This is a genomic window from Streptomyces sp. KMM 9044, from assembly GCF_024701375.2.
GTDB lineage: Bacteria > Actinomycetota > Actinomycetes > Streptomycetales > Streptomycetaceae > Streptomyces.
The window spans coordinates 1,983,085-1,997,173 of record NZ_CP113910.1; the positions used below are offsets into that span (position 1 = coordinate 1,983,085).

Consider the following 14,089-nt stretch of genomic DNA (forward strand, 5'->3'; position numbering starts at 1 on the left):
TCGGGCGGGGGCGTTGAGCAGGCGATGCTCAGCGTCGGCCGACGCGCTGTCCAAGTACGAGGATTCGGGTGCGCATGACATCGACCTTCCCCCCGGCGCGCACCGACTGTCAAGTGGGTGGGACGGGAGTCTCATCATGTGAGCGCAGGACCGCACCGGTGCGGAGCACCGAGGCGACCCCCGACGCGTACCCTCCCGAGCCTCCCGAACCGCCGGAACCGCCGCCCGCGTACGCGGGTTCGGCCGGTCCGTGCGGCACCGGGCAGCGGCCGGTGCCCAGTACTCTGCGCAGCCGGTACTCGTCGAGCGGCCCGGAGAAGGCCATGCCCTGACCGTGCGTGCATCCCATCGCGCGCAGGGCGACGGCCTGCTCGGGCAGGTCCACCCCGTCGGCCATGGACTGCACGCCCAGATCCCCGGCGATCCGCAGCAGCCCACTGGTGATCTTGTACAGCCGCGCGGACTCGACCACGCCCTCGACCAGGCTGCGGTCGAGTTTCAGTACGTCGACGGGGAGGCGCCTGAGGGCGGTGATCGCCGCGCAGCCGCCACCGAAGCCGTCCAGGGCGATCCGGACGCCGACCCGCTTGAGCGCGGTCAGCCGGCGCTCCAGCTCGTCCAGGCAGACCTGCGGGTCGGTCTCGGCCACCTCGACGACCAGCGAACCGAAGGGCAGTCCGTGCCGGGTGAGCAGGGCCTCGACGGAGCCGAGCGGCAGCGAGCGGTCGAGGAGCCGGCGGGCACCGACCCGGACCGCCACAGGCACCGCCACGCCGGTCGTCTGCCGCTCGGCGGCCTGCTCCACGGCCTCCTCGAGCAGCCAGCGGCCCAGCTCGGCGGTCTTCTCGCTGTCCTCGGCGACACGCAGGAACTCCGCGGGGGTGAAGAGCACGCCCTGCGAGGAACGCCAGCGTGCCTGGGCGCAGACCGAGGTGATCCTGCCGTCCTGGAGGGACACCACCGGCTGGTGCAGCAGCGCGAACTCGCCGTCGTGCAGCGCGGCGCGCAGCCGGGTGGCCAGCTCCGCCCGGCGGACGACGTCCTGCTGCATCTGCGGCCGGTACAGCTCCACCCGGCCCTTGCCGCCGGCCTTGGCCCGGTACATGGCGAGATCCGCGTTGCGCAGCAACTCGCCTGCGCCAAGGGATGGTTCGGCGAAGGCGACACCGATGGAGGCGTTGACCCGGACATCGTTGCCGTCGATGAGGTAGGGCTGGGAGAGGGTCACCCTGAGGCGGTCGGCGAGCTCCAGGATGTGCCGCTCGCGGGCCTCCCGGTCGCGGGCGCCGTCGCCCACAATCAGGGCGGCGAACTCGTCGCCGCCCAGCCGGGAGGCGGTGTCGCCCTTGCGGACCGCGTCCCGGAGCCTGCGGGCGGCGTGGATCAGCAGTTCGTCGCCGGCCTGGTGGCCGATGGTGTCGTTGACGGCCTTGAAGCCGTCGAGGTCGATGAAGAGCACGGCCGTGCCCCTGAGGGCGGCACCCCGGTCGGAGGCCCGGCGGCCGGACAGTGCCTGCTGGACGCGCCGGGTGAACAGGGAGCGGTTGGGCAGGTCGGTGAGCGGGTCGTGCTCGGCGTTGTGCTGGAGCTGTGCCTGGAGCCGCACGCGCTCGGTGACGTCCCGGCTGTTGAAGATGAGGCCGCCGTGGTGCCGGTTGACGGTCGACTCCACGTTCAGCCAGCCGTCGTCGCTGGAGCGGAACCGGCACTCGATGCGTGTGGTGGGCTCCTCGGCCGGACCGGCGGCGAGGAACCGGCGTACCTCGTGCACGACACAGTCCAGGTCCTCGGGATGGATGAGCTGCGCCAGTTCCGTCCCCACCAGGTCCTCCGCGGGACGGCCGTACACGCCGGCGGCGGCCGGGGAGACGTAGCGGAGGATGCCGCTCGGCGCGGCGATCATGATGACGTCACTGGATCCCTGCACCAGGGAGCGGAAGTGATTCTCCTTGTGGGCCAGTTCCTGGGTGAGGGTGATGTTGTCCAGCAGCATGATGCCCTGGCGGACGACGAGCGCGAGCACCACGGTGCCGCCGGTGAGCAGGACTACGCGGTCGACGCTGCGGCCGTTGAGGACGGTGTAGAGGATCCCCAGGGTGCACACCGCGGCGGCGAGGTACGGCGCGAGCGCGCCGAGGGAGCCGGCGATGGGCCGGGAGACCGGATACCGCCCGCGCTCACTCCCGGGCGCGGCCGGATGCCGGAGGTTGTGGCGCTGGGGGTACGGGGGGCGGAGGTGCGGGTGGTGGGCCGGGTCGTAGACCGTGTCGTGGGCCGGGTCGTAGACCGTGTCGTGGGCCGTGTCGTGGGCCGTGTCGTGGGCCGTGTCGTGGGCCGTGTCGTGGGCCGTGTCGTGGGCGACCGGATGTCTGTTCGCCCGGGAGCCCGGTCCGCCGCGCGGTCCGGGCAGGTGCTCGCGCACCACGCGCGTGTGCCCCTCGTCCTCGGGCCGGCCGCCCCGAGGACGGGTCCAGGGCGCGTATGCCAGGAGCAGCGAGCCGGCGAACCAGCCCGCGTCGAGCAGTTGTCCCGAGCGGTAGGTGTCGTGCAGCAGCGGGGAGGTGAACAGGGCGTCGCACATCACGGTGAGCGCGAGCGCGCCGATCGCGGTGTTGACCGCGGAGCGGTTGACCGCCGACCGCCGGAAGTGCAGCGCCAGGACCATGCTGACCAGGGCGATGTCGAGCAGCGGGTACGCCAGGGACAGCGCGGTGTGCGCCACGTCCTCACCCCCGGCCTGCGCGGTCCGGGCGAGCGCGAGGCTCCATGCGAGCGTGAGCAGGGAGCCGCCGATCAGCCAGGCGTCCAGGCCCAGGCAGACCCAGCCGGCCTTGGTCGCGGGCCGTTTGGCGAGCACCAGCAGCCCCACGATGGTGGGCGGCGCGAAGCACAGGAAGAACAGGTCGGCGTAGCTGGGGCTGGGCACGGGGAGCCCGAGGACGACCTCGTACCACCCCCAGACGAAATTGCCGAAGGAGGCCATGGCGGAGGAGATGCCGAACAGCAGCCAGGCGGGCCGGAAGCGGATGTGGGGGCCACGCGCGTACAGGACACAGGACACCGCGGCCGCGGCCGCCGCGGCACTCAGTCCGAAATCGCCCATGATCAGTGCGAGTTGGTCCGACCCCCAGCCGAAGGCCGCCCCGATCGCGTAGGCCGCGCAGACGACGGCGAGGACGAGCTGCGGCAGCAGTCCCTGCCGGGGGGCCGCGGCCGGCGGGCCGGGCAGCAGCGCTTCCGGGGCGGGGTGCGCCCGCACCGCTCCGTCGAGCGTGGTCGTGGCGGCCGGCGCACTCACCGGACCCTCCTGGGACGGTCGCCGCCGCAGGTGGGGTGAGCGCGGGTGTGGTGACCGCTGTGGTGACCCCGGCTGCGCGCGGTCGTGCGCCAGGGTCGCCGACGGCGGCTCAATCGCGTCGGATCGCTTGCCCATAGGCCGTGCATCGCCCGTCGCCCCCCTCACAGTCTGCAATGTCAATCCCCCGCGCCGATCGGTCAGCGGCGCTGCCCTGTCGGGACGATACACCAGTATCGTCACTCAGGGACATACCTCCTCTACGCTCCGTAACGACCACTTGATGTATGAGTACCCAACGCATCCGGAAAAACGCGGAAGGTACTCGAAGTGGACTACAGGTCTGCCGCCTCCGTCACCAGGATCACGTTCCGAAGCTCTTCCCGGTTCAAGAATCGGTTCAACTGATCCACCAACAGTCGCTCAGCGCGTGGCCGGAACGCGGAGGTGGGTCCGCCGGCGTGCGGACTGAGGAGAACGCCCGGCGCCCGCCACAGGGGATGCTCCGAAGGGAGCGGTTCGGGATCGGTCACGTCGAGGGCCGCGGTGATACGGCCGCTCTCCACCTCGGTGAGCAGGGCCGAGGTGTCGACGACGGGCCCCCGGGCCACGTTGACGAGCAGCGCGCCGTCCTTCATCCGGGCCAGGAAGCCGACGTCCACGAGGTGGTGGGTGGCCTCCGTGAGCGGGGTGGAGAGAACGACGACGTCCGCCTCGGGCAGCAGCGCGGGCAGTTCGGCGAACGGATGCACCGGGCCGCGCGCCGTGGCGCGTGCGGAGCGCGCGACGCGCGCCACCCGCGCGAGCTCGAATGGAACGAGCCGGTCCTCGATGGCCGCGCCGATGGCTCCGTAGCCCACGATGAGCACGCTCCGGCCGGCGAGCGCGGGCCGGAACCCGCCGAGCCACTCCCCCTTGTCCTGCGCCCGCACGAAGTCGGGCAGGCCGCGCAGCGAGGCGAGGACCAGGGCGATCGTCAGCTCCGCCGTGCTCGCCTCGTGCACACCGCGCGCGTTGCACAGCCGTACGCCGGGGCCCACGTGGCGCAGGCCCGGCTGGACGTGGTCGACGCCGGCGGACAGGGTCTGCACGACCTCGACCGAGCTCATCAGCGGCAGCGGGCGCACCCCGACGTCGCCGGGCTTCATGTACGGCACGACGTAGAACGCACAGTCGGCCGGGTCCGCCGGGTACTCCTTCGCGCCGTCCCAGAAGTGGTACCTCGGCCCCTTCGGAAGGCCCTCGATCTCGTCCGGCGGGAAGGGGAGCCACACATCGGCAGTCATGCAGCGGAGGCTACGTCAGGGGCCCACGACGCCAGAGGTTAGGTTGGGGTCCGGGAAAGGGAGGGTCACGACCAGGTGGAGCGCAGGACGATCGGCGCGGCGGCGCTCGCGGTGGGGGCCGTCGGACTCGGGTGCATGCCGATGAGCTGGGCCTACAGCACCTCGCGGCAGCGCGGCGAGGACTCGCTCAGGGCGGTGCACCGGGCACTGGACCTGGGGTCGACACTGCTGGACACGGCCGACATGTACGGCCCGTTCACCAACGAACTGTTACTGGGACGGGTGCTGAAGGAACGACGCGGTGACGCCTTCGTGTCGACGAAGGTGGGTCTGCTGGCGGGCGATCAACACATCGTGGCCAACGGCCGCCCCGGATACGTGAGAAGGGCCTGCGACGCCTCGCTGCGCCGGCTGCAGACCGACGTCATCGACCTGTACCAGCTGCACCGGGCGGATCCGGAGGTTCCCGTCGAGGAGACCTGGGGCGCGATGGCGGAGCTCGTACGGGCCGGAAAGGTCCGGGCGTTGGGGCTCTGCGCGGTCGGTGCGCGGTCCGCGCGGCGGCCGGGGGCGCGGCTGCACGACGCGACGGTCCGGCAACTGGATCGGGTGCAGCAGGTGTTCCCGGTGAGCGCCGTGGAGGCGGAGCTGTCGGTGTGGTCGCCGGAGGCGCGGGAGGCACTGCTGCCGTGGTGCGTGGCGCGCGGTGTGGGTTTCCTGGCCGCGATGCCGCTGGGCAACGGCTTCCTGACCGGCACGCTGACGCCTGGTGGGGGTTTCGAGGCGGACGATCTGCGGGCCCGGCACCCCCGTTTCACCGCCGAGATGATGGCCGCGAACCAGCCGATCGTGGTCGGCCTGCGCCGGGCCGCCCGCCGGCACGGCGAGGATGTGACCCCGGCGCAGGTGGCTCTGGCCTGGGTACTGGCCCAGGGCCGGCAGGTGATCCCGGTGCCGGGTACCAAGCGGGAGCGGTGGGTCGCCGAGAACGCGGGGGCTGCGGACCTGCAGCTGGCGGAGGCCGACCTGGCGGAGATCGAGGACCTGCCCACGGCCCGGGGGTCGTGGGACTGAGCCGGAGGCCCGCAGGAGCGGGACCTGAGGTCACGGGCGTTCGGGCCACGGGCGCGGGGCTGGGAGGCGAGGGACGCCGGGCCGAGTCCATGGGCCCGGAACCCGGGGCGCAGCCGGTCGGGTTGATCGTGACGGGCGGGTCCCGGGGGCCCGGGCCGTCGGGCCGTAGCCGTGGGAGCGGACCCCCGGAACCCGGGCCGCCGGGCCGGAATCGTGGGGTCCGGGCCGGGGTCGGACGGTGATCGGCGGTTCGGTCTCCCCTGATCGGGAACGTGTGGGGCGCGGGCGGTGTATGACAGGGAGAACCCGCCGCGTCGAAGGGACGACATCGTGCACCATCGAGCCGTTACGGCCGTACTGGCCACCGCCGCGCTCCTGCTGACGGCCGGCTGTTCCTCCGAGGACGGGAGGTCGCCGGGCGAGGACGACGGCTCCTCCCCGGGCAGTACGGCGGGGCGGCCGGTCTCCCCGGAGAGCAGCGCCGAGGAGACACCGCCCGCGAAGGGCTCGGCGAAGGTGCTCCGTACGGTCGGTACGGACCTGCGCTCCCCCTGGGGGCTCGCGCCGCTGGCCGACGGCGACCTGCTGGTGTCGTCGCGTGACGATGCCACGATCAGCCGGGTCGACGCCGAGACGGGCGAGACCTCCGAGCTGGGTGAGGTGCCCGGGGTGTCGCCGTCCGGCGAGGGTGGTCTGCTCGGCATCGCGCTCTCCCCCGACTACGCCTCGGACCGCATGGTCTACGCCTACTTCACCTCGGCCTCGGACAATCGCATCGTCCGCATGATCCACGACGAGAACAAGCCCGAGGGCGAGCGGCTGGGCGCGCCGGACACGGTGCTGCGCGGCATCCCCAAGGGAGTGGTCCACAACGGCGGCCGGATCGCGTTCGGCCCGGACCGGATGCTGTACGTGGGCACGGGCGAGAGCGGCGACACCGGCCTCTCCCAGGACGAGAAGTCGCTGGGGGGCAAGATCCTGCGGCTGACCCCGGAGGGTGAGCCGGCGCCGGGCAATCCGTTCCCCGACTCCGCGGTGTACTCGCTGGGCCACCGCAATGTGCAGGGCCTCGCCTGGGACTCCGGGCAGCGGCTGTTCGCTTCGGAGTTCGGCCAGAACACCTGGGACGAGCTGAACGCGATCGAGCCCGGCGACAACTACGGCTGGCCCGAGGCCGAGGGCACGTCCGACGAGGGCGGCTTCCACGATCCGATCACCCAGTGGAGCACGGACGAGGCCTCCCCCAGCGGCATCGCGTACGCGGAGGGGTCGATCTGGATGGCGGGCCTGCGCGGGGAACGCCTGTGGCGGATCCCGCTCAGGGGGACGGAGGCCTCGGCGGACCCGCAGGCCTTCCTGGAGGGCGCGTACGGGCGGCTGCGCACGGTGGCGGCGGCGGGCGACGACAAGCTGTGGCTGGTCACCAGCAACACGGACGGCCGCGGCGACCCGGGGGGCGAGGACGACCGCATCCTGGAGGTCCGGGTGAGCTAGGTCCGTCCTCCGCGGGTCACTCCTTTGCACAGCCTCCGGGCTGGATCACGGTCCTGAAGTGATCGTGCTTCGGCGGGTTCTGCACCGCGGACCGCTGCGCTGATCGGTGGCTGACCAGCTGTGATCAGTTGATCTTCCCGAACGGGTGACCTGCGGAGGACGGGGCTAGGAACGGTCGTCCGCTGCCGGTTCGGGGTGGTCCGGTGACGGGCGCACGACGACCTTTCCGGACGCGAGGTCTATCGGCCCGCGTCCGGGACCGGTGTCGCCGGCGTCCTCCCGGGTCGGTTCACGCCGGTTCTGCTCGTCCCGGGTGTGCTTGCGGCCGGGAGCGAACAGTTCCTCGAAGGCGTCGAACAACGCTTTCCTTCCGGGGTCGCGTGGGCGTGCCGCCCGTTGTCCCGCCGCGGACCGGTCCCCGGCCATGGCCGCGAACAGCCCCGGGCGGCGGGTGACCGCCACTGCCTCGCCCGCGTCTACGACGGCCGCCGGGACCCCGGACACCGGTGAGGGGCCCCGGTCCGGCCGCAAGGTGCTCGTGGCCGGGCCAGGCCCCCTCCGGGAACGCTGCGAGACCTGTTCGAGGTCCCCGGTGCCTGCCGGGGGCCTGCGACGGCTCAACCCGCGGCGGGCAGCCCCAGCAGGACGCCGGTGTACTTGAGTACGGCGGACAGCAGCCCGACGGCGCCGAGTGCGACACCGGCCCAGGCGACCGACTTGATCCAGGGGGCCTGCGCGGCGCCGGGCGTCCCGAACGCGGGCCGGACGAGCACCGCCACGCCGACGACCAGCGCGGTGAGCGCGAACAGGCCGCCCCACAGCGCGCTGGTCTGCCAGGCGTCGCCGTAGACCTCCTTGATCTGGACGGCAACGGTCGAGTCCGCGGCGGTCTCCAGCTGGCCGACCAGGGTCTCGCGGGCGGCGGCCACCGTACCGAGCCAGCTTCCGGTGAGCGAGACGACGCCGAGTCCGGCGGAGACGACGGCCGCGGCGCCCTGCCCGACCCCGGTGGCGCCCTGGGCCTCCGGCTTCGGGACCGGCTCCGGCTCCGTCTCCGGCTCCGGCTCCGGGGTGCCGCCATCGACCGTTTCTGCGTCGGTGACCGCCCCGGCCCCGGTCTCGGTGCCGGTCTCGGCGCCGGTCTCGGCCCCGGTCTCGGCCCCGGTCTCGGCCCCGGTCTCGGCCCCGGTCTCGGTCTCGGCCCCGGTCTCGGTGCCGGTCTCGGTGCCGCTCCCGTCCGTGCTGGTGTCCGCGCTGTCGTCCTCGGCCTTGGCCGCTTTCTCGGTCTCGGTCCTGGTTCCCATGGGGCGCACCGTACGGACGCTCTCTGAGAAGTCCCTTAATGATCGCTGTGCGCCGCGCGCGCCGTCCGCCACTCGGGAGCCAGCACCGACCACACCTCCAGGTCGTGCCGTACACCGTGGTGGAGGTGGGACGCGCGCCGTACCCCGTCCCGGGTCATGCCGAGCCGGCGGGCGGTGCTGAGGCTGGGCTCGTTGCCGGCGGCGGCGACCCACTCCACACGGTGGATGCCCCGCTGTTCGATCGCCCAGTCGATCAGCACCCGCATGGCACGTGTGACGAGCCCGCGCCCGGTGGCGGCCGGCTCCAGCCAGCAGCCGACCTCGCAGGTGCCGCCTGCGGCGTCGAAGTTCAGTGTGAGCACCCCGCCCACGAGCGTGCCGTCCAGCCACAGGCCGTGCAGCGCGGCCGTGTCGGCGGCGCGGAAGTCGGCATACCGCTGGAGCGCCTCCCGCGCGGTGGGCACGTCGACGGCCTTGGAGCCGAAGGGGACGTACCGGTTGATGAACTCCCGGCCCCGCTCCAGGTGGGCGAGGAACTCCTCCGCGTGCCAGGGCTCCAGGGGACGCAGTTCGGCTCCGTCGTCACCCAGTCGTATCGCGTACATCCGTCCGCCGTTCCTCCTTGGTGAACACGTCCTCCACCTCCACCTCCACCTCCACCTCGGCGTCGGCGTCGGCGTCGGTGGCCGTGGCCGTGGCCGTGGCCGTGGCCGTGGCCGTGGCCGTGGCCGTGGCCAGCCTCTCATGGGCGGCGCGGCTCTCCGGTGGCTCGATGCTGATCCGCGGCAGGATCCGGTCCAGCCGGGCGGGCAGCCACCAGTTGGCGTCGCCGAGCAGATGCATGAGCGCGGGGACGAGCAGGGTGCGCAGCACGAAGGCGTCGAGGGCGACGGCGGCGGCGAGCGCGATGCCGAACATCGCTATGACGCGGTCGCCGGTCAGGACGAAGGCGAGGAAGACCGAGATCATGATCACGGCCGCGGAGTTGATCACCCGGCCGGTCTCGGCGAGGCCGACCCGTACCGCGCGCCGGTTGTCCCCGGTCTCCAGCCATTCCTCGTACATCCGGCTGACCAGAAAGACCTGGTAGTCCATGGAGAGCCCGAAGAGGACCGACACCATGATCACGGGCAGGAAGGGTTCTATGGGGCCTCCGCTGCCGAGGCCCAGCAGTTCACTGCCCCAGCCCCACTGGAAGACCGCCACGACCACGCCGAAGGCGGCGGCGACGGCGGCCACGTTCATCGCGGCGGCCTTGAGCGGGATGACGACGGACCGGAAGGCGAGCAGGAGCAGCAGACAGCCCATGCCGACGACGACGCCGACGAACAGGGGCAGCTTGTCGACGATGACCTCGGCGAAGTCGTCGTAGCCCGCCGTCATGCCGCCGACCCGCACCTCGAGGGCGGTGCCGGCCTCGGCGCTCGGCAGGACGTCCTCGCGCAGCCGGTCGACGAGGTCGCTGGTCCGCTCCGACTGCGGGGAGGACTCCGGTATGACGGTGAGGTACGCGGTACCGCCGTCGGCGCTGTGGACCACCGGCCCGGCGTTCGCGACGCCCTCGGTCGCGCGCAGGGCGGGGCCGAGCGTGTCCAGAGCGAGCCGGTCGGCGGCGTCGTCGACCTCGGTCACGAGGGTGAGGGGGCCGTTGACGCCGGGCCCGAATCCGTCGGCGAGGAGGTCGTAGGCCTGGCGGGTGGTGGAGGTCTTCGGGTCGTTGCCCTGGTCGGAGGTGCCGAGATGGAGGGACGAGGTGGGCAGTGCCAGCACCGCCACGACGGCCAGGGCGAGCGCCCCGAGCAGTTTGGGCCTGCGCTCCACGAACGCCGCCCAGCGCGCGGCGAGGCCGGTCGGCAGCTCGGGCTGCGGACCGGCCTCGGCCAGTCGGCGCCGTTCGCGGCGGCTGAGGGCGCGCATGCCGATGAGCGACAGCAGCGCGGGCAGCAGGGTGACCGAGGCGGCGACGGTCAGCACCACGGTGAGCGAGGCCGCGACGGCGACACCGTTGAGGAAGTTCAGCCGGAGGATCAGCATGCCCAGCAGGGCGATGCACACGGTGGCCCCCGCGAACACGACCGCGCGTCCGGTGGTGGCGACGGCATCGGTGGCGGCTTCGGCCACGGACAGTCCTCGCTTCAGTCCGCGCCGGTGCCTGGTCACGATGAACAGCGCGTAGTCGATGCCGACGCCGAGTCCGATCAGCATGCCCAGCATGGGCGCGAAGTCGGCGACGGTCATGACGTGCCCGAGCAGCACGATCGAGGCGTACGCGGTGCCGACGCCGACCGTCGCCGTGGCGAGGGGCAGCAGCGAGGCCGCGAGCGAGCCGAAGGCGAGGAAGAGGACGACGGCGGCGACGGCCACTCCGACGATCTCCGAGAGGTGCCCCTCCGGGGCCCCGGTCAGCGCGGCGGCGCTGCCGCCCAGTTCCACCTGGAGACCGTCGGTCCGGGCGGCCCCGGCCGCGTCGAGCACCGCCGCCGCCTCGTCCTCGTCGATGTCCTTGGCCAGGTCGTCGTAGGTGACGGTGGCGTAGGCGGTACGGCCGTCCGCGCTGATCCCGCCGGTGCCGTCGTCCCCGTACGGGCCGGCCACGGCCGCGATGCCGGGCAGGTCCGCCATCCGGTCCAGGGTGCGGGTCATGTGCTGTTCGACGCCGGACTCCCGGACGCTGCCGGACGGTGTGTGCCAGACCACGGTGTCGCTGTCGCCCGACAGGGCCGGGAAGCCCTCGCGCAGCAGTTCGGTGGCGTGCCCGGACTCGGTGCCGGGCACGTCGTAGTCATTCGAGTACGCGTTTCCGGTCGCGAAGGCTCCCGTCGCGACCCCGCCGAGGGCGAGGAGCCACAGCAGGACGGTGACCAGACGGCGTCGGACACACCAGCGTGCGAGGGCTGCCACGAATCGTGCTCCCGGAGTGACGGTAAGTGGATCTTTGACCGGGAACAGCCACTTGCGACCGAACAGCCCGCAAAGAACGCATGAGCAATGAAGTGCACTCTTCCAGCCATGAATGATCCATTGCGGCGTTCGTGTTCTTGTTCACAGTTCGCAGGTCAGTCGAAGTGATCCCCCAGCGCCATCACCATCAGCCCCGCGATCAGCAGCCACAGCGCCCTGCGGGTCCGTCCGCGCGAGCCCAGGACGGCGGCGAGCGCGCAGGCGCCGGCGCCGCAGGCGTAGGCGGCCGGCACGAGGACCGGGGTGGAGCCGGTGAGGCGGAGCAGCGCCGCTGCCGCCCCGGCCAGGGCGAGTACGGTCCCGGTACCGACCGCGGCCCACCGGGCCCGCCGGGCGGCCCGAAGGGCGTCGTCGTCCTGCTCTGCGTCGTCGGCGTCGTCGGCGTCGTCGGCGCCTTCGGCGCCTTCGGCATCTTCGGCGTCTTCGGCGTCTTCGGCGTCTTCGGCGTCTTCGGCGTCTTCGGCGTCTTCGGCGTCTTCGGCGTGAGTGTCCGGGGGCGGGTCGAAATCAGTGCGTCCACTCATGACGCGGGAGCGTAGCGCCCCCTGCCCGGAAACCGGGGTGCGGGGGCGCGTGACCGCCTGCCGGCGTCCGTCGGTCCGATGCTCCGCGGCAGCCCGCCGCCCCGGCCGGAGCAGGTGCTTTGATGACGGTCCGCCCGATCTCCGACGCAACCCTTCACCCCCGCACGGACCCAAGGAGCCCGTTCACCGATGTCGGACATCCCATCGAACACCCCGCACGACGACCTCGCTGGCTCCGTCCTCCGCGGGTCACTCTCTCGCACCGCCTCCGGGCTGGATCACGGTCCTGAAGCGATCGTGCTTCGGCGGGTTCTGCACCGCGGACCGCTGCGCTGATCGGTGGCCGACCAGCTGTGATCGGTTGATCTTCCCGAACGGGTGACCTGCGGAGGACGGAGCCAGCGACGTCGTCGCCGGGGAGAGCACGGAGGAGTTCCACGTGCGGTCGAGCCGCGAGAGCGCGCGGATGCTGCGCGTGGACGAGGGCCGCATGCCGGGCTTCGCCCGCGTGGTGGGGCGTCGGTCCTGACCGCGTGAGACGTGCGGCTCCGACCGCACGAAGGAGGGGGACGCATCGAACCCGACGCGTCCCCCTCTTCCGTTCCCGTGCGGCGTCCGGGGATCAGCCCTCGGCGACGCCCAGTTTCTCCAGGATCAGCTCCTTGACGCGGGCCGCGTCCGCCTGGCCGCGGGTGGCTTTCATGACCGCGCCGACCAGCGCGCCGACCGCCGCCACCTTGCCGCCGCGGATCTTGTCCGCGACGCCCGGGTTGCCTGCGATGGCCTCCTCCACGGCCGTGGTGAGCGCGCCGTCGTCGGAGACGACCCTCAGACCGCGCTTCTCGACGACCTCGTCCGGCGTGCCCTCACCGGCGAGGACGCCCAGGATGACCTGACGGGCCAGCTTGTCGTTCAGGTCGCCGGAGGTCACCAGCGCGGTGAGGCGGGCGACCTGGTCCGGCGTGATCGTCAGCTCGTCGAGCGCCTTGCCCGACTCGTTGGCGTTGCGGGCGAGTTCGCCCATCCACCACTTGCGGGCGGAGGCCGCGTCGGCGCCCGCGTCGATCGTGGCGACGATCGGGTCCAGCGCACCGGCGTTGAGGATCGCCTGCATGTCGGTGCCGGAGATCCCCCACTCCTCGCGGAGCCTGCTGCGGCGCACCAGCGGCAGCTCGGGCAGCCCGGCACGCAGCTGCTCGACCCACTCGCGGGACGGTGCGACGGGGACCAGGTCGGGCTCCGGGAAGTACCGGTAGTCCTCGGCCTCCTCCTTCACGCGGCCGGAGGTCGTCGACCCCGTGTCCTCGTGGAAGTGCCGGGTCTCCTGGATGATCGTCCCGCCGTCGTTCAGCACGGCGGCGTGCCGCTGGATCTCGAAGCGGGCCGCGCGCTCCACGGACCGCAGCGAGTTGACGTTCTTCGTCTCCGAGCGGGTGCCGAACTTCTCCCGGCCGTGCGGGCGCAGCGACAGGTTGACGTCGCAGCGCATCTGGCCCATCTCCATCCGGGCCTCGGAGACGCCGAGCGCCCGGATGAGCTCGCGCAGCTCACGGACGTAGGCGCGGGCGACCTCGGGGGCGCGCTCGCCCGCTCCCTCGATCGGCTTGGTGACGATCTCGATCAGCGGGATGCCGGCCCGGTTGTAGTCGAGCAGGGAGTGGGACGCGCCGTGGATACGGCCGGTGGCGCCGCCGACGTGCGTCGACTTGCCGGTGTCCTCCTCCATGTGGGCGCGTTCGATGTCCACGCGGAAGGTCTCGCCGTCCTCCAGCTGCACGTCGAGGTAGCCGTTGAAGGCGATCGGCTCGTCGTACTGGGAGGTCTGGAAGTTCTTCGGCATGTCCGGATAGAAGTAGTTCTTCCGGGCGAAGCGGCACCACTCTGCGATCTCGCAGTTCAGCGCGAGACCGATCTTGACGGCGGACTCGACCCCGGTCGCGTTGACGACCGGGAGCGCGCCCGGCATGCCGAGGCAGGTGGGGCAGGTCTGGGTGTTCGGGTCGGCGCCGAGCGTGGTCGAGCAGCCGCAGAACATCTTGGTCCTGGTGCCGAGTTCGACATGGACCTCGAGGCCCATGACGGGGTCGTACGACGCCAGCGCGTCCTCGTACGACACCAGGTCGGTCGTGGTGGTCACGGTGTAACTTCCCT

The 14,089-nt window shown here is 72.2% G+C and carries 10 protein-coding genes; 2 read left to right on the plus strand and 8 right to left on the minus strand.

Annotated elements, in window-relative coordinates; translation table 11 throughout:
• Positions 1-109 precede the first annotated feature (109 nt).
• Entirely contained in the window at positions 110-3,298 is a 3,189-nt protein-coding gene (locus tag HUV60_RS08890) for a putative bifunctional diguanylate cyclase/phosphodiesterase (RefSeq protein ID WP_257847931.1), read from the minus strand.
• Between the two features lie 332 nt (positions 3,299-3,630).
• Positions 3,631-4,581, minus strand: coding sequence for a 2-hydroxyacid dehydrogenase (locus HUV60_RS08895; RefSeq protein ID WP_257847930.1), 951 nt, complete (start codon positions 4,579-4,581; stop codon positions 3,631-3,633).
• Between the two features lie 75 nt (positions 4,582-4,656).
• Between HUV60_RS08895 and HUV60_RS08900 the strand changes: the two genes are divergently transcribed.
• Positions 4,657-5,655 (plus strand): aldo/keto reductase, encoded by a 999-nt coding sequence (locus HUV60_RS08900; protein WP_257847929.1) that lies wholly within the window; start codon positions 4,657-4,659, stop codon positions 5,653-5,655.
• Between the two features lie 330 nt (positions 5,656-5,985).
• On the plus strand, positions 5,986-7,149 hold the full coding sequence (locus HUV60_RS08905) for a PQQ-dependent sugar dehydrogenase (protein ID WP_257847928.1): 1,164 nt from the start codon (positions 5,986-5,988) through the stop codon (positions 7,147-7,149).
• Positions 7,150-7,314: 165 nt separating this feature from the next.
• Here the strand turns inward: HUV60_RS08905 and HUV60_RS08910 are convergent, their stop codons facing one another.
• The 6 genes from HUV60_RS08910 to gatB all read right to left on the minus strand — a co-directional run bounded on the left by HUV60_RS08910 (position 7,315) and on the right by gatB (position 14,075).
• Positions 7,315-7,509 (minus strand): DUF6191 domain-containing protein, encoded by a 195-nt coding sequence (locus HUV60_RS08910; RefSeq protein ID WP_257847927.1) that lies wholly within the window; start codon positions 7,507-7,509, stop codon positions 7,315-7,317.
• Positions 7,510-7,766: 257 nt separating this feature from the next.
• Positions 7,767-8,453: a hypothetical protein gene (locus HUV60_RS08915; protein WP_257847926.1), complete on the minus strand. Its 687-nt coding sequence runs from the start codon at positions 8,451-8,453 to the stop codon at positions 7,767-7,769.
• Between the two features lie 35 nt (positions 8,454-8,488).
• Positions 8,489-9,058, minus strand: coding sequence for a GNAT family N-acetyltransferase (locus HUV60_RS08920; protein ID WP_257847925.1), 570 nt, complete (start codon positions 9,056-9,058; stop codon positions 8,489-8,491).
• Positions 9,036-11,354, minus strand: coding sequence for an MMPL family transporter (locus HUV60_RS08925; RefSeq protein ID WP_257847924.1), 2,319 nt, complete (start codon positions 11,352-11,354; stop codon positions 9,036-9,038). Before HUV60_RS08925 ends, HUV60_RS08920 begins: the two co-directional genes overlap by 23 nt.
• A gap of 155 nt (positions 11,355-11,509) precedes the next feature.
• On the minus strand, positions 11,510-11,938 hold the full coding sequence (locus tag HUV60_RS08930; protein ID WP_257847923.1) for a hypothetical protein: 429 nt from the start codon (positions 11,936-11,938) through the stop codon (positions 11,510-11,512).
• Between the two features lie 622 nt (positions 11,939-12,560).
• Positions 12,561-14,075, minus strand: a complete 1,515-nt coding sequence (gene gatB / locus HUV60_RS08935; RefSeq protein WP_257847922.1) for an Asp-tRNA(Asn)/Glu-tRNA(Gln) amidotransferase subunit GatB — start codon at positions 14,073-14,075, stop codon at positions 12,561-12,563.
• Between the last annotated feature and the right edge of the window lie 14 nt (positions 14,076-14,089).